Origin of the sequence: Mycobacterium sp. SP-6446 (assembly GCF_001954045.1) — a bacterium.
Lineage (GTDB): Bacteria > Actinomycetota > Actinomycetes > Mycobacteriales > Mycobacteriaceae > Mycobacterium.
In genome coordinates this window covers 1-19,262 of the sequence record NZ_MBEM01000167.1, presented here as the reverse complement: position 1 = coordinate 19,262, position 19,262 = coordinate 1, and the positions used below count along the sequence as shown (strand labels likewise).

General features: G+C 67.1%; 21 protein-coding genes. 19 read left to right on the top strand and 2 right to left on the bottom strand.

Annotated features, from left to right (window positions below; all coding sequences use genetic code 11):
• The first annotated feature begins 1 nt into the window (after position 1).
• Both A5736_RS15075 and A5736_RS15070 read left to right on the top strand, forming a co-directional pair.
• A complete protein-coding gene (locus tag A5736_RS15075) occupies positions 2–922 on the top strand; it encodes an LLM class F420-dependent oxidoreductase (protein ID WP_076247050.1) in 921 nt (306 codons plus the stop codon).
• Positions 923–2,074: an acyl-CoA dehydrogenase family protein gene (locus A5736_RS15070; protein ID WP_076247048.1), complete on the top strand. Its 1,152-nt coding sequence runs from the start codon at positions 923–925 to the stop codon at positions 2,072–2,074.
• On the opposite strand, the gene A5736_RS15065 is transcribed toward A5736_RS15070, so the two are convergent.
• Positions 2,043–2,744 carry a DUF427 domain-containing protein gene (locus A5736_RS15065; protein WP_076247046.1) on the bottom strand — a complete coding sequence of 234 codons (702 nt, stop codon included), beginning with the start codon at positions 2,742–2,744 and terminating at the stop codon, positions 2,043–2,045. The two genes, A5736_RS15070 and A5736_RS15065, sit on opposite strands and share 32 nt — an antisense overlap.
• A 92-nt stretch (positions 2,745–2,836) precedes the next feature.
• Here A5736_RS15065 and A5736_RS15060 point away from each other — a divergent pair, with 92 nt between their 5' ends.
• The 14 genes from A5736_RS15060 (at position 2,837) to A5736_RS14995 (ending at position 14,728) form a co-directional block, all read left to right on the top strand.
• The gene (locus A5736_RS15060) at positions 2,837–3,238 is read left to right on the top strand and encodes a hypothetical protein (RefSeq protein WP_076247045.1); all 402 of its coding nucleotides are present in this window, start codon (positions 2,837–2,839) and stop codon (positions 3,236–3,238) included.
• A gap of 60 nt (positions 3,239–3,298) precedes the next feature.
• Positions 3,299–4,468, top strand: coding sequence for a CaiB/BaiF CoA-transferase family protein (locus tag A5736_RS15055; protein ID WP_076247043.1), 1,170 nt, complete (start codon positions 3,299–3,301; stop codon positions 4,466–4,468).
• Positions 4,469–4,602: 134 nt separating this feature from the next.
• Positions 4,603–5,166 (top strand): hypothetical protein, encoded by a 564-nt coding sequence (locus A5736_RS15050; RefSeq protein ID WP_076247070.1) that lies wholly within the window; start codon positions 4,603–4,605, stop codon positions 5,164–5,166.
• A gap of 26 nt (positions 5,167–5,192) precedes the next feature.
• Positions 5,193–5,897, top strand: a complete 705-nt coding sequence (locus tag A5736_RS15045) for an NIPSNAP family protein (RefSeq protein ID WP_076061228.1) — start codon at positions 5,193–5,195, stop codon at positions 5,895–5,897.
• 11 nt (positions 5,898–5,908) lie between these two features.
• Positions 5,909–7,120, top strand: coding sequence for a cytochrome P450 (locus A5736_RS15040; RefSeq protein WP_076247068.1), 1,212 nt, complete (start codon positions 5,909–5,911; stop codon positions 7,118–7,120).
• Position 7,121: 1 nt separating this feature from the next.
• Positions 7,122–8,099, top strand: a complete 978-nt coding sequence (locus A5736_RS15035; protein WP_076247042.1) for a zinc-binding dehydrogenase — start codon at positions 7,122–7,124, stop codon at positions 8,097–8,099.
• Positions 8,096–8,836, top strand: coding sequence for an HpcH/HpaI aldolase/citrate lyase family protein (locus tag A5736_RS15030; protein WP_076247040.1), 741 nt, complete (start codon positions 8,096–8,098; stop codon positions 8,834–8,836). The genes A5736_RS15035 and A5736_RS15030 overlap by 4 nt, the downstream gene beginning before the upstream one ends.
• Positions 8,833–9,234 carry a nuclear transport factor 2 family protein gene (locus tag A5736_RS15025; RefSeq protein ID WP_076247038.1) on the top strand — a complete coding sequence of 134 codons (402 nt, stop codon included), beginning with the start codon at positions 8,833–8,835 and terminating at the stop codon, positions 9,232–9,234. Before A5736_RS15030 ends, A5736_RS15025 begins: the two co-directional genes overlap by 4 nt.
• A 2-nt stretch (positions 9,235–9,236) precedes the next feature.
• Entirely contained in the window at positions 9,237–9,965 is a 729-nt protein-coding gene (locus A5736_RS15020; RefSeq protein WP_076247036.1) for an SDR family NAD(P)-dependent oxidoreductase, read from the top strand.
• A complete protein-coding gene (locus A5736_RS15015) occupies positions 9,947–11,458 on the top strand; it encodes an NAD(P)/FAD-dependent oxidoreductase (protein WP_076247034.1) in 1,512 nt (503 codons plus the stop codon). The genes A5736_RS15020 and A5736_RS15015 overlap by 19 nt, the downstream gene beginning before the upstream one ends.
• Positions 11,455–12,381: an alpha/beta hydrolase gene (locus tag A5736_RS15010; RefSeq protein ID WP_076247032.1), complete on the top strand. Its 927-nt coding sequence runs from the start codon at positions 11,455–11,457 to the stop codon at positions 12,379–12,381. The genes A5736_RS15015 and A5736_RS15010 overlap by 4 nt, the downstream gene beginning before the upstream one ends.
• Before the next feature lie 20 nt (positions 12,382–12,401).
• Positions 12,402–13,709, top strand: coding sequence for a hydroxyacid-oxoacid transhydrogenase (locus A5736_RS15005; protein ID WP_076247066.1), 1,308 nt, complete (start codon positions 12,402–12,404; stop codon positions 13,707–13,709).
• A 9-nt stretch (positions 13,710–13,718) separates the two neighbouring features.
• Positions 13,719–14,213, top strand: coding sequence for a thioesterase family protein (locus tag A5736_RS15000; RefSeq protein ID WP_076247030.1), 495 nt, complete (start codon positions 13,719–13,721; stop codon positions 14,211–14,213).
• A 74-nt stretch (positions 14,214–14,287) separates the two neighbouring features.
• Complete coding sequence (locus tag A5736_RS14995; RefSeq protein ID WP_076121566.1) at positions 14,288–14,728, top strand: SRPBCC family protein; 441 nt, start codon at positions 14,288–14,290, stop codon at positions 14,726–14,728.
• 13 nt (positions 14,729–14,741) lie between these two features.
• Here A5736_RS14995 and A5736_RS14990 read toward each other — a convergent pair whose 3' ends face one another.
• Complete coding sequence (locus A5736_RS14990; protein ID WP_076121582.1) at positions 14,742–15,434, bottom strand: GntR family transcriptional regulator; 693 nt, start codon at positions 15,432–15,434, stop codon at positions 14,742–14,744.
• Between the two features lie 138 nt (positions 15,435–15,572).
• Here A5736_RS14990 and fadD5 point away from each other — a divergent pair, with 138 nt between their 5' ends.
• The 3 genes from fadD5 (at position 15,573) to A5736_RS14975 (ending at position 19,111) form a co-directional block, all read left to right on the top strand.
• Positions 15,573–17,216: a fatty-acid--CoA ligase FadD5 gene (gene fadD5 / locus A5736_RS14985; protein ID WP_076121584.1), complete on the top strand. Its 1,644-nt coding sequence runs from the start codon at positions 15,573–15,575 to the stop codon at positions 17,214–17,216.
• A gap of 306 nt (positions 17,217–17,522) precedes the next feature.
• The gene (locus A5736_RS14980; protein WP_369804962.1) at positions 17,523–18,245 is read left to right on the top strand and encodes an MlaE family ABC transporter permease; all 723 of its coding nucleotides are present in this window, start codon (positions 17,523–17,525) and stop codon (positions 18,243–18,245) included.
• Complete coding sequence (locus A5736_RS14975; protein ID WP_076121586.1) at positions 18,242–19,111, top strand: ABC transporter permease; 870 nt, start codon at positions 18,242–18,244, stop codon at positions 19,109–19,111. Before A5736_RS14980 ends, A5736_RS14975 begins: the two co-directional genes overlap by 4 nt.
• Positions 19,112–19,262 lie beyond the last annotated feature (151 nt).

Genomic DNA, 19,262 nt, shown 5'->3' with positions numbered 1-19,262 from the left:
CATGCGCTTCACCATCACCCACCCGATGCACAGCCATCCGTACAACCCGGAGTTCTTGAGCGGCGAGGGAATCGGGAAGGTGGCGGCGGCCACCGAGGCGGCGGGCATCCACGGGTTTGGGTTCACCGACCATCCGGCGCCGTCGCAGCGGTGGCTGGAAGCCGGCGGCCACGACGCCCTGGATCCCTTTGTCGCACTGGGTTTCGCGGCGGCGACGACGACCACGCTGCGGCTGATCCCCAACATCGTGGTGCTGCCGTATCGAAACCCCTTCGTGGTGGCCAAGTCCGGCGCCACGCTGGATTTGCTCTCCGGCGGCCGGTTCACGCTCGCGGTCGGCGTCGGCTATCTCAAACGGGAGTTCGCCGCATTGGGTGTGAACTACGACGAGCGCGCGGAGCTGTTCGAGGAAGCGCTGCAGGTGATCCGGACGATCTGGACCAGCGACGACATGTCCTTTGAGGGAAAGCATTTCAGCGCGCGCGGCATCACCGCGCACCCCAGGCCGATCACCAGCCCGCACCCGCCGATCTGGATCGGCGGGAACACGGCGGCATCGCGCCAGCGCGTGGCGCGCTACGGCGACGGCTGGTGTCCGTTCCCGGCCCCGCCGCAGTTGGCGCAAACGGCGGGCACCGCCGTCATCGATTCGGTGCAGCGCCTCAGCGCCGGGATCGAGGATCTGCGCCGCCGCTGCGATGAGGCGGGCAGGGATTGGTCGACGATCGACGTTACGTTCAGCAACTTCGAGGGCGGCAGCCCCGCCGACGACGAATTCAACGCCGACGCTTACCTCGACGGTCTGGAAAAGCTTGCCGCCCTGGGAGTGACGTGGGTGAGCGTCGGGCTGCCCGGCGACAGCATGGCGCACGCCCTGGAAACCCTCGAGCGGTTCCGCACTCGGGTGATCGACGCGATGTAAATGGACTTCTCACACGTCGAACTCAGCGCCGAGGACCAGGCCTTCCTCGAGGAGACCCGGGCGTTCATCACCAAGCACGTCACCGACGAGGTGCTTCGCCGCCAGCGGGAGTTCGGCGAAAACTTCGACGAGCAAGTGCATTTGGCGCTGGGCGAGGCCGGCTATCTGGCGTCGGATTGGAAGCTCGAGTCCGAGGGCGGATTCAGCGCGGTTCGCCGGCGCATCTTTCAACTGGAGATCGCCCGGGCGCATACGCCCTGGTATCACTGGGGCACCACGTCCGTCGTCGCGCGGCTCGTACAGCAATTCGGTGCGCCGGAGCTCGCCGCCAAAGTCGTGCCCGGTGTGCTGTCCGGTGAGATCCGGCTCTGCCTGGGCTACACCGAACCCGAGGGCGGCTCCGACGTCGCCACCTGCAAAACCCGCGCGGTGCGCGACGGCGATGCGTGGATTATCAACGGCTCCAAGATGTTTACGTCGAATGCGCAGAACGCCAAGTACGTCTTTCTGCTCACCAATACCGACCCGCAGGGGCCGAAACACAAGAACCTGACCATGTTTCTGGTGCCGCTCGATTCACCGGGCATCGAGATTCAGGGCATCCGCACCCTGGACGGCGACCGCACCAACATCGTCTACTACAGCGACGTACGCGTCGACGATCTCTACCGGATCGGTGAGGTCAACGGCGGCTGGACGGTAATGCGCGCGGCGCTGGATTCCGAGCACGGCGTCGTCGATCGCGAAGACCATGGCCTGCAATACCTTGCGGCAATGGGAGCTCACGGCGACGTGATGGCCGAAGTGGTCGACACCGTCGCGGGCATCGTCGGGCCGGCGGCCGACGAATCGGTGCAGTACCGGCTGGGGCGCAGCGTCGCGCGGGTGGAGGCGGCGCTGGCCACGCCGGGCATGTTCGGGCGCGTCGCGGTCGCCCAGACGATGCGCGACATCTCCGGCGATCTGATGGACATCGCGGGGACGGCGTCGGCGCTGCCCGCCGATGCCCGCGGTTCCGTCGCCGAGGGCGCGGCCGAACACCTGTACCGGCTGGCGCTGCCGCTCGGGATCTACGGCGGCACCCTCGAGGTCTTCCGCAACATGATCGCCCAGCACGAGCTCAAACTGGGGCGGCCCAGCTACCCGGGGTGAGCGGCAGCTCGGCGACCACATCGGCGCGGGCGGCGTCGAAACTCAGGAACCCTTTGATGGGAAGGCTTTCCGGGGGCGGGTCCGCGTAACTCCAGGCGACGTCCTCGACGACCTGGTCGCCCGAGACGACGGACCAATACGTCGCGAATCCCTTGTAGTTGCAATAGCTCGACGTCTCCGAGCGCCGCAGCAGATCGGTGCGCACGTGCGAGGGATCGACGTAGAGGCGCGGTTCGAGGGCGGTCTCGAACAGGATCACCGTGTCCTCGGTGTCCACCAAAACGGCGTCGCCGACCGAGACACGAAGGCGGCGCCGCGTCGGGCGGCAGTCGACCCGATGGTAGGGATTCGGCGGATATTGAACGAGCTCGCGGCCCTCTTCCAGCCAGGTGTCGACGGCGTCCCAGGGCACGTGGACGAAGCCCGGCGCCTCCGGCTCGGGTTCGGTGGGCAGGTCGCCGACCTCGTCGGCCGGAAACGCGTAGCTGAGCGCACGACCCCGGCGGTGCACCAGCAGCGCACGCTCGGTGTCGATCATCGCTCGCCCGTCCCGGAAGGCCTGGACGCGCCGCGGGTGCGGCTCGACGAAGACGACCTCCGACGGCAGCGCGGGCGAGAACCGCCCGGCCGGATCACCGCTTAACGGACCACGTCCGGCTACGAGAGTCATGGTTGCGATTGTCCCCCAAGGCGACTCAGCGGCTCAAGCACGCGCTACGCTGACGCCCAGACGAGACCCAAACCACGACGGAGTAGGACAAGATGGCAACTGCGCCGCCACAAACCAAGGCCTACCTGTTGAAGAACCGGGGCAATTCCTGGTGGGTCAACGTCGAGTTGCAGCTGACCGACACCAATCTGCGCTGTGTGGCCTCCGAGTACTCGAAATGGGTCGACGAGGAGCTGGGCCTCACCGACTACAAGGCGAAGCTCTCGTCGGGTGAGCCGGTGGTGGTCTTCGACTTTCGCCGAGACCAACTGACCATCAAATGGCTCCGTCAGTTCTACCGCGGCGGTTTCCGTGTGAGCCAAGGCGATTCGCGGGAATGGCTGGTGTCGCTTGTCTATCCGAGCGGATTCGGCAGCCTGCTCGACTTAATGACCGACCGCGCTCTGTGGCGCCAGTGGCGTGCGGCGCTGCCCGACACGCCGGGACACGCCTGACCTATCCGTCAGTGACGGCGGGTTGGCCACCCTGCGGCAGCACGGAGTAGGAACGTAGCCATGACGGGACCGGTAGCGGGCATCAAAGTCGTCGAACTCGGGGTCTGGGTGGCCGGGCCGGCCGCCGGCGGCATCCTGGCCGACTGGGGCGCCGACGTGATCAAGATCGAGCCCCCGCGCGGCGACCCCGGGCGCCTGTTCGGCCGGATGCTCGGCTGCGACCTCGGGGTCAACCCGCCGTTCGAAATGGACAACCGCTCCAAGCGCAGCATCATCCTGGACCTCACCACCGAAGAGGGCCACGCCATCGCGCTCGAATTGCTCTCGGACGCAGACGTTTTCGTCACCAACGTGCGCCCCGGCGCGTTGCGAAAGCTGAGCCTCGACTTCGAGTCGGTGTCGGCGCGCCACCCCCGCCTGGTCTACGGCCTGATCACCGGGTACGGCGAAGACGGGCCCGACGCCGACCGCGCCGCCTACGACGTCGCTGCGTTTTGGTCGCGCGCCGGCGTGGCGCACCTGCTCACCCGGCCCGGGGACACCCCGCCGTTTCAGCGCGGCGGCATGGGTGACCACTCGGCCGGCATGACGCTGGCCGCGGCCATTTGCGCTGCGCTGCTCGCCCGCGAACGCACCGGGACCGGCCAGCTGGTGAGCACCTCGCTGTACCGCCAGGGCGCCTACACCGTCAGCTTCGACATCAACACCTATCTGCTGACCGGCCAGCCGATCGCCATCGGGCAACGCGAAACCATGGGCAACCCGTGCATGAACAACTACACCGCCGGCGATGGCCGCCGGTTCTGGATCGTCGGCCTCGAGGGCGACCGGCACTGGCCGCCGCTGTGTCGTGCCGTCGGCCGCCCCGAGTGGCTCGACGATCCCCGATTCCGCGATGCCCGCGCCCGCGCCGTCAACGGAGCCGCGCTCATTGCCGAATTGGACGAGATCTTCGCGACCAAACCGCTTGACGAATGGGCGGAGGCCTTCGCGGGAGAACCCGATTTCTTCTGGTCGCCGGTCAACAGCATCGAGGACGTCGTCGCCGACGAGCAGTTCCACGCCGCCGGCGGCATCGTCGACGTGCCGGACAAAGAATCCACCGTGCCGATGGTGGCGACGCCGGCCGATTTCCATGGCACGCCATGGTCACCGCGTTCTGTCGCACCGGAACTCGGTCAGCACACCGACGAAATCCTGGCCGAGCTCAAGGCCCGCCGCGGCGTGTGACCGTCGGTCGCACCTTTACAAAGTTGCGCTGAAGTGTCACGCTGTCCGGTGAGCCGCGTGGCGGCCAACAGCCCAGGACGAGCGTTGCGGTAACGCCGATGCACCGTTTCGGTGCGGCGGTGAGGAACGGATTGATGGTCACTCCCTACATCAGCGAGAGCAGCCGGCTCGGTGCCGGGCGGGCAACCCGGGCCGACGGTGAGTGCCTGCGATACCGGCTGGACGTCGTCGCGGCCACCGCGGGCGACGTCGTGCAATCGGCCGGTGGTTGGCTCTACGACCGGGTGATGGCCGGATGGCAGGTGACCGTGCTGCTACCGAAGGGCCGCGACTCCCGGTCGCTTCGGATCCTCGGCGTGCGGACAGCGGAACTGGACGCGCAGCTCGCTTCGCCGGGCCACAGCCTGGCCGTCAGCGCCGAGGCATTCACCGCAGACGAGCGGGTACGCGACGCGGTGCTCAAGTCCCTGGACAACGGTTTGACCGAAGTCGCGTTGTGGGGCGATGGGTGGCCCCTAGGAGTGAATCGCGCGACGACGAGGGCGCAGCACGTACTGAGCGCGGCGGCGCGGACGTTCAAGGGCTACGCGCTTGCTGCCGCGGGGATTTCGTGTGAGTCGGTCGATGGCACCGAGCCGCTGCTGTGTGACACCGCTACGTGTTCGCGGGCCGACTCAGAGTTGATCCGGATCGACTAGCGCGCCGACCAGCTCATGACTCGCCCATGAAGAAGTACTACGGCCACACCCTGCTCTATCTGCACGAGACGATCTCGCTCGGGTCCGGTCGCAGCGATCGCTTCACCGAAGTCTTCTCCGAGGTCTACCAGCCGATGATGGCCGAACTCGGTGCCCGGCTGTTCGCGATCTGGGAATCCACCCCTTACAACGGCCACTGGCCGCAAGTGACGGTCATCTGGGAGATCGACGCCTTCGCCGACTACGCCAGGATCGGGGCGGCGCAGGCGCGCGGCGGCAGCCACGAGGCGGCGGCCGGAAAATGGTCGTCGTTTCTGTCCGACATCGGCGCCTCGGGGGAGGGGCGAATCATGTACCCCGGGCCGAGCAACAAAACGCTGGCGCAACTGCGAGAATCCAATTTCACTGCGCCGCTGGTGATTCAGGAGATCATGCAGACCAAGCCGGGCCGCCAGGACGACTACATCCGCGAGCTGGAGCGGCTCTACGTGCCCTGGTCGGAACGCACGGGGAAGCGTTGGCTGGGTTCGTTCACCACGACGTTCCGCTACAACGAGGTCATCCACTACTGGGCACTCGACGGCGGCTGGGAATGCTTCGCCAACCACTACCCGTCCTGGAAGGACAGCCCACCCGCCGAGATCGTCACCTGGATGAGCGTCGCGCCCGCGCTGCGCGACGGCTGGGAAGATTCGATTCTGCAGGCCCTACCGCCCTCGCCGCTGCAGTGACGGGCGCACAAGTGGACTTCACCTACGACCCATTCGACGCGCGGGTGATGGCAAACCCCTTGCCGTACTACCGAATCCTGCGCGATCGCTACCCGGTGTACTACATGCCGCAGTGGGATACCTTCGCCCTGTCCCGCTTCGAGGACATCTGGCGGGTGCTCGAAGTCAACGACGGAACGTTCGTCGCGACGGAAGGCACATTGCCCCCGGCGTCGGTGCTGGCTCAGCACAACGATGGGCCCCTCGATGATCCGCCGCTGCATCCGTTACCGTTTCACGCCGTCTTCGACACCGATTTGTACGCCGAGATCCGGCGCGCGCACTCCCAGCCGTTGCGTCCGAGGTCGGTCGCCGGGCTGGAAGCCCGAATTCGCACGCTGGCCAACGAGCGCCTCGATGAGCTGCTGCCACGGGGTTGCTTCGACCTGACGCAAGAGTATGGCGGCATCGTCGCGGCGTCGATCGTGTGCGGATTGCTGGGCCTGCCAGACGATCTCGCACCAAAAGTGTTGGCAGCGGTCAATGTCGGCAGTTTGGCCGAGCCCGGCGAAGGCGTCGACACCGCACAAGCACGGCCCAACTACCTCGAGTACCTCACGCCTGTGGTGCAGCGGCGCCGGACCGACCCTGCCGGGGCCGCGTTGCCCGTTGTCGACGGCCTGCTCGGCTACCGATTGCCCGACGGCAGCGCCCTGTCCGACGTGGAAGCCGCGACGCAGATGCTGTGCATCTTCATCGGTGGGACAGAAACCGTGCCGAAGATCGTCGCCCACGGGCTGTGGGAGCTGTCCCGGCGGCCCGACCAATTGTCCGCGGTGCGTGCCGACCCGAATGCCAACGTGCCGGTGGCCCGGGAGGAGATGATCCGGTTCTGCGCGCCCGCGCAGTGGTTCGCCCGAACCGCGCGGAAGCCCTTCAGCATTCACGACGAAACGATCCGGCCCGGCCAGCGCGTCATCACCCTGCTGGCGTCGGCCAACCGCGACGAGCGGGAGTACGACGAGCCCGACGAGTTCGTCTGGAACCGACCCATCCGCCGGTCGCTGGCCTTCGGTCGCGGTCAGCACTTCTGCATCGGCTATCACCTGGCCCGGCTGGAAATCGACGTGCTGCTGACCGAATGGCTGCGGCGGGTGCCGGACTACGCAATCCAGCGCGAGTCCGCGACGCGCCTGCCGTCCAGCTTCCAATGGGGATGGAACAAGATCCCCGTGGAGGTCTGACGTGTGGTCCTATCGGATCGTCGCGCCCTACGTGTTCGAGCGGACGTCGATCGCCGACAAGACACCCGAGCACCTGGGCGATGGCCAGGTGCTGCTGCGGTTCCTGGCCGCGGGCATCTGCGGTAGCGACCTGCCGGCGTTCCGCGGCGCCCAGGGCCGGCTTCCCGGAGACAACGGGCCCAGCGCGGCAGAGAAAGACGGATTCCCGATCCATGAGGTCGCCGGCGAGGTGATCGCCAGTCGGCATCCCGATCATCGCGCCGGCGATCTGGTGGTGGGCTGGGCATCGGGATTCGACGGGCTGATGGAACTCGTCGTCACCGACGGCAACGGGGTGGCCCCCTACGACCCGGCGCTGACCCCCGCCGAAGCCGTTGGCCTGCAACCACTGGCGTGTGTCCTCTACGCCTGCGAGCAACTACCCGACCTGGCCGGCCGTCACGTCGCGATCATCGGCCAGGGTTCGATCGGACTGCTGTTTTCCTACGTCGCCAAGGCGGCCGGGGCCCGGCGCGTCACCGGGGTCGACCCCATCGACCGCGACAGCGTCGCAACGGCATTCGGCGTCGACGACCGGGTGCGCGCCACCAGCGACCGCTGGGTGAGCCAGCTGGCGCCCGCGGACCGGGCCGACATCGTCATCGAGGCCGTCGGCCACCAGGTCGCGACGCTCGGGCACGCCATCCAGGCCGCCGCCCCCGGCGGCACCGTCTTCTACTTCGGCGTCGCCGACGACGAGGCCTACCCGATTAGCATGCGACTCATGCTGCGCAACAACCTGACGCTGAAATCCGGTGTGACGCTTGACCGGCGGCGAATGTTGGAGCTCGCCGGCAAATTCGCCGCGGACCATCCCGGGCTGCTGGGCTCGTATCTCACCCACACCTTCGGCGTCCAAGATGTGCAAGACGTCCAGGCGGCTTTCGAGCTGGCCTGCCGGCCGGTGCCGGAGCGCATCAAGATCGCGATCGCGCAATGAGCATCTTCGGCGGCGACCACCCGGCCCCGCTGTGGGGTGGCTGGATCACCGGCCCGACGCTGATCGGGCCCGAGGAATTCGCCCGCGCCGGGTATGACTATCTGGGTTTCGACGCCCAGCACGGCTACCTCGACGACGCCGACATCGCCGGCATACTGCGCCGCATCGAACACCTCCCCATCGCTACCGTGGTGCGCCTGCCCAATGCCGACGCCGCACCCATCGGGCGGGTGCTGGACGCCGGCGCCGACGCCGTCGTCATCGCGATGATCGAGTCGGCTGACGAGGCCGCCGCGGCGGTGGCCGCCTCCCGCTACCCGCCGGCGGGCGTGCGCAGTTTCGGCCCGCTGCGCGCCAGCCTCGGTCTCGACCCGGCCGAGCACGAATCCCGCGTGAGCGTGTTCGCGATGATCGAAACCGCCGGGGCGCTGTCGGTCCTGGATCAGATCTGTGCCGTCGACGGCCTGGCCGGAATCTATGTCGGGCCGGCCGATCTGGCCATCTCGATGGGTGTCGACGTCGTCGGGGCGACGGGCCATCCGAAGGTGTGGGACGCGATCGAGCGAATTCACCGCGTGGCGACCGACGCCGGGCTGCTCACCGGGATCCATGCCGGAGGGGGCAAGACCGGTCACGCCATGGCGCAGCTGGGATTTCGGATGATCACCCTGGCGGCCGAATCGCAGGCGCTGCGGCGCGGCGCCGCGGAGCATCTACGTGAGGCGACCGGACAATGACCGACGACCAAGGCGCGATTCGCGAAGTGATTGCCGGCTACGCGCTGGCCCTCGACGCCGGCGACATCGAGGGCTGCCTACGGCTGTTCAGCGAAGATGCCGAATTTGTCGTCTACGGGCGGTCTTTCGCCGGCCTCGACGAGATAGAGAAGATGTTCCGGGATGCGCCGCGCGGCCTGCATCTGACGGGGGCCTCGCGCATCGATGTCCGCGTCGACACCGCGACCGCCCGATCCCAGGTGCTGTTCGTCCGCGCCGGTGACCTCCACTTGCGGCCCGCGCTCTACGACGACGAACTGGCCCGCGACCCCACGAATAGCGGGCGGTGGTGTTTCCGGCGGCGGCGCTGCCAGTTCGTGACCAGCCACGGCCTCTCCGACAGCCCCGAGGTTCCGTGATCATGAATCAGCGTGTCGCACTGGTTACCGGCGCCGCCGGCGGGCAGGGCTGGGCCATCGCCAAACGGCTACGCGCAGACGGATATTCGGTGGCGGCCTGCGATGTGCGGGCCGGTGAAATGGCCGCGGCGGTCGACGAGCTGGGCGACGACAACATGATCGCGGTCCAGCTCGACGTGACGTCCCAGGAGCAGTGGGGCGAGGCCGTCGAGCGCGTCGTCGAGGCGTTCGGGTCGCTGAGCGCACTGGTCAACAACGCCGGAGTGCTGCACCGGGCAGCCTTGGCCGACGAGACGGCCGAGGATTTCGAAAAGGCTTGGCGGGTCAACTGTCTGGGCGCGTTCCTCGGCATGAGCGTCACCCTGGATCTGCTACTGGCGGCCGAACACGCGGCGATCGTCAACATCTGCAGCACCGGGGCGATGCGCCCGTTCCCGCACCACTGCGCGTACGGCGCATCCAAGTGGGCATTGCGGGGGCTGACCCAGACCGCCGCCGCCGAACTCGCGCCGTCGGGCATTCGCGTCAACGCGGTGTTCCCGGGACCGGTCGCCACCGAAATGCTCGACGCGGACACACAGTCACGGCTGGCCGAGACGGCGATGTTCGGACGGCTCGGACAGCCCCGCGAGATCGCCGACGCCGTCGCGTTTCTGGTCTCCGAGGAGGCGTCGTTCATCACGGGTTCGGAGTTGGTCGTCGACGGTGGGCAATGCCTGCAGATCCGATGAAGATCGGCATCATCGGTGCCGGGCCGGGCGGCTTGGCGCTGGGAATCCTGCTGAAGCGGGCCGGTTTTCACGACTTCACCGTCTTCGACCGCGAAGACGACGTGGGCGGAACGTGGCGGATCAACACCTATCCGGGCCTGGCATGCGACGTCAAGTCGCACCTCTATTCCTACTCGTTCGACCTGAACCCGCACTGGTCGCGGCTGTGGTCACCGCAGCCGGAGATCCTGGCCTACTTCGAACGCTGCGCCGACGAATACGGTCTTCGCCCCCACCTGAAACTGCGCACCGAAATCCGTTCCGCCAGCTGGGATGACGACACGCAGCGCTGGTGCCTTACGGCCGCGGACGGGACGCGACACCATTTCAACGTCGTGGTTTCCGCGGTCGGATTGTTCACCCGGCCGCTGCTACCGGATCTCGTCGAGCAGGAGCCGTTCACCGGAACCGTAATGCACTCGTCGCGATGGGATCACGCGATCCCACTTGAAGGAAAGCGGGTGGCCGTGCTGGGAACGGGTTCGACGGCCTCGCAGCTGGTCCCGGAATTGGCCAAGGTCGCCGACCGGGTGTATTCGGTGCAACGATCGCCGACCTGGATATTGCCCAAGCCGGACCGGCACTACACGCACCGGGAGCGCTGGATTCTCGCCCACGTGCCGTTCGCCAAGAAGCTGTACCGGACCCGGCTGTGGCTGCGCAGCGAATCCAACATCTCGGTGATCGAGCACGGCAGCGAAAAGACCCAGGAGTTCACCGCGCTAGCCCTGAGCATGCTCGAAAAGGCCGTCGCCGACGAGGAATTGCGCCGAAAGCTGACCCCTGATCACCCGATGGGCTGCAAGCGACTGGTGTTCTCGTCGGACTATCTGCCCGCATTGACGCTGCCCAACGTCGAGGTAGTGAATAGCCCGGCCCGCTACCTGCGGACGCGCTCGCTGGTCACCGAGGACGGCCGCGAACGCGACGTCGACGTCGTGGTGTGCGCCACCGGCTACGCGGCGGCCGACTATCTGGGGGAACTCGACGTATCCGGAGAACACGGAACGACACTGCGCGAGGCCTGGAGCGACGGCGCGCACGCGTACTTCGGCATGGCCGTGCCGGGGTTTCCCAACTTCTTCATGCTGTACGGGCCCAACACCAACGTCGGCTCCAATAGCGTCATCTTCATGCTCGAAGCCCAGGCGCGTTACATCGTGCGGGCGTTGAAATACCTGCGACGCAAACGCAAGACGTACATCGCGGTGCGGCCCGCGGCGCTGGCGGAGTTCGTCGCCAAGATCGATAGGTGGATGGTCGGCACCGTCTGGACCACCCGGTGCAGCAACTACTTCCGAGCCCCGAACGGCCGGGTGGTCACGCAGTGGCCGCGAAGCGCGCGTAGCTTCTGGGGAATGACGCGCCGGTTCCGGCCCGCCGACTTCAGCTTCCGGGCCGAGGCCCGCTCCGCCAGGGACGGGGACTCGGTGGGGGCGCTGGAAACAACATGACCGAACTGGACGGCTTCGATCGGCTCGATCCCGCGCTGCGCACCGTCGCCACCACGCGGACGGACTTCACGCCGGCCGCCATCGAACTCATGCGCGGACCGTTCAACGAGCGGCGCTGCATCGCGGCGGAATACGTTGCGGCGCAAGGTATCCAGATCATCGATCACACCGTAGCGACCAAAACCGGCGGCGTGCCGGTGCGGATCTATCGCGGCGCAAAGCCGCGGGCCCCGGCGGTGGTGTACTGCCACGCCGGGGGCTTCGCGCTGGGAAACCTGGACACCGATCACCGCCAGTGCGTGGAGCTCGCGCGGCGCGGCCGGTGCACCGTGGTGTCGGTCGACTACCGGCTCGCCCCCGAGCATCCCTATCCGGCCGCCCTCGACGACGCGATCGCCGTGCTGCGCTGGGTGGCCGCCGGCGCCGCCGAACTCGGCATCGATGCGGCACGCCTGGCCGTCGCCGGCAGCAGCGCCGGTGCCGCCCTGGCCGCCTGCCTGGCGCACGGCGCCGCGGGTGAACCGCAGATCGTGTTCCAGTTGCTGCACCAGCCGGTGCTGGACGATCGGGCCACCGCGTCGAAGGCGCAGTTTCGCACCAGTCCGGCTTTCGACGGCGAGGCGGCGGAGCTGATGTGGCGCCACTACCTGGGCCCGACAGCCGCCTCGGGGGATGCCGTGCCCGCGCGCCGAGACCGATTCGACGGCCTACCACCCACTTTGATCACGTGCGCGGAGATCGATCCCTTCCGTGACGAGGCGGTGGACTATGCGCTGCGACTGCTGCGCGCAGGCGTCTCCACCGAACTGCACGTGTTCGCTCGCACCTGCCACGGGTTCGATTCGCTGCTGCCCGACTGGTCCGTGTCCGAGCGGCTGTTCGCGTTGCAAGGCGAAGCGCTGCGGCGGGCCTGGGAGATCTGAACGCCCCTAGGATGGCACCGATGGCGTGCTGCGATTTCTCGATCGTCGCCGAGGGCTGCGACGCAGCCTTCACCGTCGACGCGTCGCGGGTGACTTTCGGACGCGGTTGTCTGGCGGAATTGGGCGACAGGGCACGCGCTCTCGGGGTGCGGCGGGTGGCCCTGTTCTCCGACGCCGGCGTGGCCGAACTGCCCATCTTCGCGAAGGCGCACGAGTCGCTCGTCGCGGCCGGACTGGACGTCGTCACCTACACCGACGCCCATGTCGAGCCCACCGACGCGTCTTTCCTCGACGCCGCGCGATTCGCCCGGGAGTCGAACCCTGACGGCTACGTGTCGCTGGGCGGCGGCTCCGTCATCGACACGTGCAAGGCCGCCAACCTGTACGCCACCCATCCCGCCGACTTCCTGACCTATGTCAATAAGCCGATCGGCGAGGGCAAACCGGTGCCCGGCCCGCTCAAGCCGCATATCGCGTGCCCCACGACCGCCGGCACCGGCAGCGAGGTAACCGGCATCACGATCTTCGATCTCCTGTCGCTGAAGGCGAAGACGGGCATCGCCTCGCACGCTCTGCGTCCGACGGAGGCGCTCGTCGACCCCGACTGCACGGCGAGCCTGCCGCCCGAAGTGGTCGCCTCGGCCGGGCTCGATGTGCTGTCGCACGCGCTGGAGTCCTTCACGGCGCGGCCCTACGTCCAGCGGCACGCACCCGAACGGCCCAGCCTGCGGCCCATGAGCCAGGGCGCCAACCCGTGGAGCGATCTGGGTTGTCGTGAGGCGCTGCGCCTGTTGGGGCGGTTTCTGGAGCGCGCGGTCAGCGACGCGTCCGACGGTGAGGCCCGCGAGCAGATGATGTGGGCCGCGACGCTTGCGGGCATCGCCTTCGGCAACGCGGGCGTTCACGCGCCGCACGGCATGGCCTACGCCGTCGCAGGGCTGGTGCGTGACTTCCGGCCCTCGGGCTATCCGGCCGACGAGCCGCTCGTACCGCACGGCATGGCCGTCATCCTGAACGCACCGTCGTCGTTCCGCTTCACCGCGGAGGTCAGCCCGGCGCGCCACCTGGAGGGCGCGCGGCTGCTCGGCGCCGACACGCGCGGCGCCGGCGCGCCAGACGCGGGCGAGGTGCTGGCCAACGAACTCATCCGCATCATGCGAGCGGTGGGCATGCCCAACGGGCTTGGCGGGGTGGGCTACACCGACGACGACGTGGCGGCACTCACCGAAGGCGCCCACCCCCAGCAGCGCCTCCTGCAGAATGCTCCACGCGAGATGAGCAAGCCCGTTCTGGCGGACTTGTTTCGGCAAGCCATGCGCTACTGGTAGTCAAGACGCATGACTTCGGCTCCAGCGATTCCGCCCGCACCGGACGGGTTGACCAGCCGCGACTTCCCCGTCCTGTGGCCGGTGGGAACCCGATGGGCCGACAACGACATGTTCGGCCACCTGAACAACGCGGTCTACTACCAGCTGTTCGACACCGCGATCAACGCCTGGATCAACACCAGCGCCGGGCTCGACCCGACCACCATGCCCGAGTTGGGCATCGTCGCCGAGTCGGGTTGCCGCTACTTCTCCGAGCTGCATTTCCCGCAAAACCTGGTGGTCGGCCTCGCCGTGACCCGGCTGGGTCGCAGCAGCGTCACCTACCGGCTCGGGCTGTTCGGGTCCGAAGGGGGGCAAGACGACGCCCGGGCCCAACCGATCACCGCGCTGGGGCACTGGGTGCACGTCTACGTCGACCGGACGAGCCGCAAGCCGGTCCCGATTCCCGACACCATCCGCGCACTGCTGTCGACGGCCCGCGTGGCACCGGCGGAGCCGCAATAAATAGAAGCAATAAATAGAAGCCGCCGAGATGGCGCCCAGCACTGGGCCTTTCGCGGCTTGGCTATGCTTCGCCAATGCCAGTCCTGAGCAAGACCGTCGAGGTCGGTGCCGACGCCGCCTCGATCATGGGCATCGTCGCGGATTTCGAGGCGTACCCGCAGTGGAACGACGAGATCAAGGGCCTGTGGGTGCTCGCCCGCTACGACGACGGGCGGCCCAGCCAGCTGCGGCTCGACACCGAGGTCCAAGGCGTTGCGGGTACCTATATCCAGGCCGTGTACTACCCCGGCGAGAACCAGATTCAGACCGTCATGCAGCAGGGCGACCTGTTCGCCAAGCAGGAACAACTGTTCAGCGTGGTCGAGATCGGTGCATCGAGCCTGTTGACGGTCGACATCGATGTCGAACCCTCGATGCCCGTGCCCGCGCCGATGGTGAAGTCCATGCTCAACACCGTGCTCGACCACCTCGCCGACAACCTCAAGCAGCGCGCCGAGCAGCTGTCCGCGACCTAATAAATCCCGGGGCTCAGTCGAAGATCCCCGATCGCTTCAGCATCTCGGTCAGCCGCTGCGCCCCGTCGGTGAATTGCCAGACGGTGTGCTCGATGACGGCGGCGGCGTCGCGCTTGCGCAGCGCGGCGATCAACTTCCGGTGGTTGTCGACCGCGGCCACAGCCCATTCCGGGTCGCCGGCGTACACCAGCACCGGCATGTAACGCGCGGCGTTCAGCAGGAACCAGGCCAATTTGATCCGCCCGCTGGCCTGGTTGAAGACGCGGTGAAACGCGAACTCAATGCCCGCGATGGCCTCGGCGTCGCCGGAGCCGACGGCCGCCTCCAGCGCTTTGTTGATGCGGTCGAGCTCCTCGATCTCGCCGTCGGTGATGTGGTCGGTGGCCGCGGCGGCCAGCTCCCGGGCGATCGTCGCCTGCAACCAGAAGATGTCCTGAATGTCCTGGCGGGTCAGCGGCAACACGAAGTGACCGCGATGCGGTTCCAGTTGCACCATGCCCTCGCCGCGCAGTTTCAGCAGCGCCTCGCGCACCGGGGTGATGCTGACCCCGAGTTCGGCCGCGGTCTCGTCCAGGCGTATGAAAGTCCCCGGACGCAATGTCCCGGACATGATCGCCGCGCGCAGGCGACCCGCGACTTCGTCGGACAACTGCGCCCTGCGCAGTGGCCGCCGGCTCCGCGGCTTCGTGGAAATCGGTGCGTTCACGGGGACTGCCAGGGCTTTCAGGGGCTCGGCGGGGGTTGTCTTTGGGGCACTAAAGCCATAGTGTGACCCACACAACACCATGTTTTATCAAATATCAACCTGGCGCAAGCGGTGCGCGAGTGTAAGGGGAGGTAGTAGTTGACCGCACAGTTGGCCAGCCACACGACGTCCGCACTCACCGAGCAGCCTTACCGCGCCCGGCGGCAGAACTGGGTGAACCAGCTCGAGCGGCACGCGATGATGCAGCCGAACGCGACGGCGCTGCGCTTCCTCGGCAACACCGTGACGTGGGGTGAACTACAGGACCGGGTGTCGGCACTGGCCGACGGATTGAGCCGGCGGGGAGTCGGCTTCGGCGACCGGGTCATGATCCTGATGCTCAATCGCACCGAATTCATCGAGTCGGTGCTGGCCGCCAACATGCTCGGGGCCATCGCAGTCCCGCTGAACTTCCGGCTTACCCCGGCCGAAATCGCCTTCCTCGTCGAGGACTGCGAAGCCCGCGTCATGATCACCGAACCCGTGCTCGCCCCGGTGGCCACCGGGGTCCGCGACATCCAGCCGGTGCTGAGCACGATCATCGTCGCGGCCGCTTCCACCGACGACGGGGTTTTCGGCTACGAGGACCTCATCAACGAGACCGGTGATCCGCACGAACCCGTCGACATCCCGAACGACTCGCCCGCCCTGATCATGTACACCTCGGGCACCACCGGCCGCCCCAAGGGCGCCGTGCTGACCCACACCAACCTGACCGGCCAGACGATGACCGGCCTGTACACCAACGGCGCCGACATCAACAACGACGTCGGCTTCGTCGGTGTCCCGTTCTTCCACATCGCCGGGATCGGCAACATGCTGACGTCGCTGTTGCTCGGCATCCCCACCGTGATCTACCCGCTCGGTGCGTTCGACCCGGGCCAGCTGCTCGACGTGCTGGCGGCGGAGAAGGTCACCGGTATCTTTCTGGTGCCCGCACAATGGCAGGCGGTATGCAACGAACAGCAGGCGCGACCGCGTGATCTGCGGCTGCGGGTGATGTCGTGGGGAGCCGCTCCGGCCCCCGATGCCCTGCTGCGCGAGATGTCGGCGACGTTCCCCGGCACCCAGATATTGGCCGCATTCGGTCAGACCGAGATGTCACCGGTCACCTGCATGCTGCTGGGCGACGACGCGATCCGTAAGCGTGGATCGGTCGGAAAGGTGATCCCCACCGTCGCCGCCCGCGTCGTCGACGAGAACATGAATGACGTCCCCGTCGGCGAAGTCGGCGAAATCGTCTACCGCGCACCAACATTGATGAGCGGCTACTGGAACAACCCAGCGGCCACCGAGGAGGCGTTCGCGGGCGGCTGGTTCCACTCGGGGGACCTCGTGCGGATGGACGACGAGGGTTACGTCTGGGTGGTGGATCGCAAGAAGGACATGATCATCTCCGGCGGCGAGAACATCTACTGCGCGGAGGTGGAAAACGTCCTCGCCGGCCATCCCGACATCGTCGAGGTTGCCGTCATCGGCCGCGCTCACGAGAAGTGGGGCGAGGTGCCCATAGCGGTCGCGGCCGTCAGCGGCGACCAGCTTCGGCTCGATGACCTGGACGGCTTCCTGACCGAGCGGCTCGCCCGCTACAAGCACCCCAAGGCGCTCGAGATCGTCGATGCGCTGCCCCGCAACCCCGCCGGGAAGGTGCTCAAGACTGAGCTGCGTCTGCGCTACGGCGGCGCGGACGCGTCTGAAAGCCGTTCTGCGTCAAGTGGTTCAACGGCCGGAGAGGAGGGCTGACGAAAACCGAAACGTTTGCCCGTTATTGACGAAGGGTTAATTGTGCAGATGTCGGTTCACACGTGCTCGGCCATCGGGTACATTCCTGTGGTCTCCGTTACTACTTGCGAGTAGGGAGCCGATGGTCACATACGAAGGGTCCGGGCAAGGACAGGGCGTGCGACACGATTCGCCGCGGCGCTGGCAAGCGCGCGGTGCCTGCGGGAGGGGACAGCGGTGACGACGACGGCCACAGGGCCACGGCTGACCGACTATGCCCGCGACCGCGTGGCCCCCTTCCTCACGCTCGTCGGCGGTTTTTTCCGGATGTGTGTGCTGACCGGCAGGGCAACATTCCGGTGGCCGTTCCAGTGGCGCGAGTTCGTCTTGCAGTGCTGGTTCATCATGCGCGTCGCGCTGCTGCCGACAATGGCGGTCTCGGTGCCGGTGACGGTGCTCTTCATCTTTACGTTCAACATCCTGCTGCTCCAGGTCGGCGCCGCCGATATCTCGGGGGCGGGCGCGGGCGTCGCTGTGGTCACCCAGATCGGCCCGATCGTGACCGTGCTGGTGGTCGCCGGCGCGGCGGCCACGGCCATCTGCGCCGACCTCGGTGCTCGCACCATCCGCGAAGAAATCGATGCGATGGAGGTGCTCGGCATCGACCCGATCCACCGATTGGTGGTGCCCCGGGTCCTGGCGTGTGCGACCGTCGCGATGTTGCTCAACGGCCTCGTGAGCATGGTCGGACTGGTCGGAGGCTTCCTCTTCGGCGTCTACCTCCAGAATGTGTCCGGCGGTGCCTACCTCGCCACGCTGACCCTGATCACCGGGCTGCCCGAAGTGATCATCTCAACGGTCAAAGCGGCGACCTTCGGCATGATCGCGGGCCTGATCGGCTGCTACCGCGGCCTGACCGTCCGCGGCGGCGCAAAGGGCTTGGGGACCGCCGTCAACGAGACCGTCGTGATGGCCGTGGTCGCGCTGTACGCAGTGAACGTGGTGCTGACCACCATCGGTGTCAAATTCGGAACGAGCGCAGTGAAATGACGACGAGCGGAGTAGTTCGCGCCCGCTTCCCGCGGTTGGCCGCCAACCTTAGTCGCGTCGGTGGCTTCACCACCGGGTCACTTGACGAAGCCGGAAAGCTGGGCTGGTTCGCGGTAATCGGCGGTCGCGGCATGGGCTGGGCGCTGACCCGTTACCGCAAGGAAATCTTGCGGCTGATCGCCCAGGTCGGCATGGGCACCGGCGCCATGGCCGTCGTCGGCGGCACCGCGGTGATCATCTCCTTCGTGACGCTATCCGCCGGCTCGCTGGTCGCCCTTCAGGGTTTCGCGTCGCTGAGCCAAATCGGTATCCAGGCCCTCCTCGGATTCGTCGCCGCGCTCATCAACGTGCGTCTTGTGGCCCCCGTCGTCTCCGGCGTTGTGCTGGCGGCCACGGTCGGTGCCGGCGCCACCGCGGAACTGGGCGCCATGCGGATCAGCGAGGAGATCGACGCGCTGGAGGTCATGGGGATCGATTCGGTGGCATACCTGGTCTCCACCCGGGCGCTGGCCGGGCTGGTGGTCATCATCCCGCTGTACTCGTTGGGGCTGATCATGTCCTTCCTGTCTCCGGCCGTCGTCACCACGGTGCTGTACGGACAGGCCACCGGAACTTATGAGCACTACTTCCGGACGTTCTTGCGTCCCAATGACGTGTTCTGGTCGTTCGGCGAGGTCATCATCATGGCGGGGGTTGTGATGCTCACCCATTGCTACTACGGGTACAACGCCAGCGGCGGACCGGTCGGGGTCGGCGAGGCCGTCGGGCGGTCCATGCGCTTCTCGCTCGTCTCGGTGAATGTCATCGTCCTGTTGGCCGAAATGGCGCTCTACGGCGTCAACCCGAACTTCGCTTTCACGGTGTAGCTGCCATGACAACTCCGCGATTGAAGGTCAACAAGCCGCCGACGCGCCCTTACAAGTTGGTCGGTGTGGCGGTCTTGTTGATTGCGGCGTTGGTGTTGTGGTTGGTGTATCTGCAGTTTCGGGGGGATTTCACGGAGAAGACGCCGGTGAC

What these genes read in the sequence shown, in the direction of transcription:
- A5736_RS15075 (WP_076247050.1), top strand. Translation starts at nt 2, where the DNA reads ATGCGCTTCACCATCACCCACCCGATGCACAGCCATCCGTACAACCCG.
- A5736_RS15070 (WP_076247048.1), top strand. Translation starts at nt 923, where the DNA reads ATGGACTTCTCACACGTCGAACTCAGCGCCGAGGACCAGGCCTTCCTC.
- A5736_RS15065 (WP_076247046.1), bottom strand. Translation starts at nt 2,744, where the DNA reads ATGACTCTCGTAGCCGGACGTGGTCCGTTAAGCGGTGATCCGGCCGGG.
- A5736_RS15060 (WP_076247045.1), top strand. Translation starts at nt 2,837, where the DNA reads ATGGCAACTGCGCCGCCACAAACCAAGGCCTACCTGTTGAAGAACCGG.
- A5736_RS15055 (WP_076247043.1), top strand. Translation starts at nt 3,299, where the DNA reads ATGACGGGACCGGTAGCGGGCATCAAAGTCGTCGAACTCGGGGTCTGG.
- A5736_RS15050 (WP_076247070.1), top strand. Translation starts at nt 4,603, where the DNA reads ATGGTCACTCCCTACATCAGCGAGAGCAGCCGGCTCGGTGCCGGGCGG.
- A5736_RS15045 (WP_076061228.1), top strand. Translation starts at nt 5,193, where the DNA reads ATGAAGAAGTACTACGGCCACACCCTGCTCTATCTGCACGAGACGATC.
- A5736_RS15030 (WP_076247040.1), top strand. Translation starts at nt 8,096, where the DNA reads ATGAGCATCTTCGGCGGCGACCACCCGGCCCCGCTGTGGGGTGGCTGG.
- A5736_RS15025 (WP_076247038.1), top strand. Translation starts at nt 8,833, where the DNA reads ATGACCGACGACCAAGGCGCGATTCGCGAAGTGATTGCCGGCTACGCG.
- A5736_RS15020 (WP_076247036.1), top strand. Translation starts at nt 9,237, where the DNA reads ATGAATCAGCGTGTCGCACTGGTTACCGGCGCCGCCGGCGGGCAGGGC.
- A5736_RS15015 (WP_076247034.1), top strand. Translation starts at nt 9,947, where the DNA reads ATGCCTGCAGATCCGATGAAGATCGGCATCATCGGTGCCGGGCCGGGC.
- A5736_RS15010 (WP_076247032.1), top strand. Translation starts at nt 11,455, where the DNA reads ATGACCGAACTGGACGGCTTCGATCGGCTCGATCCCGCGCTGCGCACC.
- A5736_RS15005 (WP_076247066.1), top strand. Translation starts at nt 12,402, where the DNA reads ATGGCGTGCTGCGATTTCTCGATCGTCGCCGAGGGCTGCGACGCAGCC.
- A5736_RS15000 (WP_076247030.1), top strand. Translation starts at nt 13,719, where the DNA reads ATGACTTCGGCTCCAGCGATTCCGCCCGCACCGGACGGGTTGACCAGC.
- A5736_RS14995 (WP_076121566.1), top strand. Translation starts at nt 14,288, where the DNA reads ATGCCAGTCCTGAGCAAGACCGTCGAGGTCGGTGCCGACGCCGCCTCG.
- A5736_RS14980 (WP_369804962.1), top strand. Translation starts at nt 17,523, where the DNA reads ATGTGTGTGCTGACCGGCAGGGCAACATTCCGGTGGCCGTTCCAGTGG.
- A5736_RS14975 (WP_076121586.1), top strand. Translation starts at nt 18,242, where the DNA reads ATGACGACGAGCGGAGTAGTTCGCGCCCGCTTCCCGCGGTTGGCCGCC.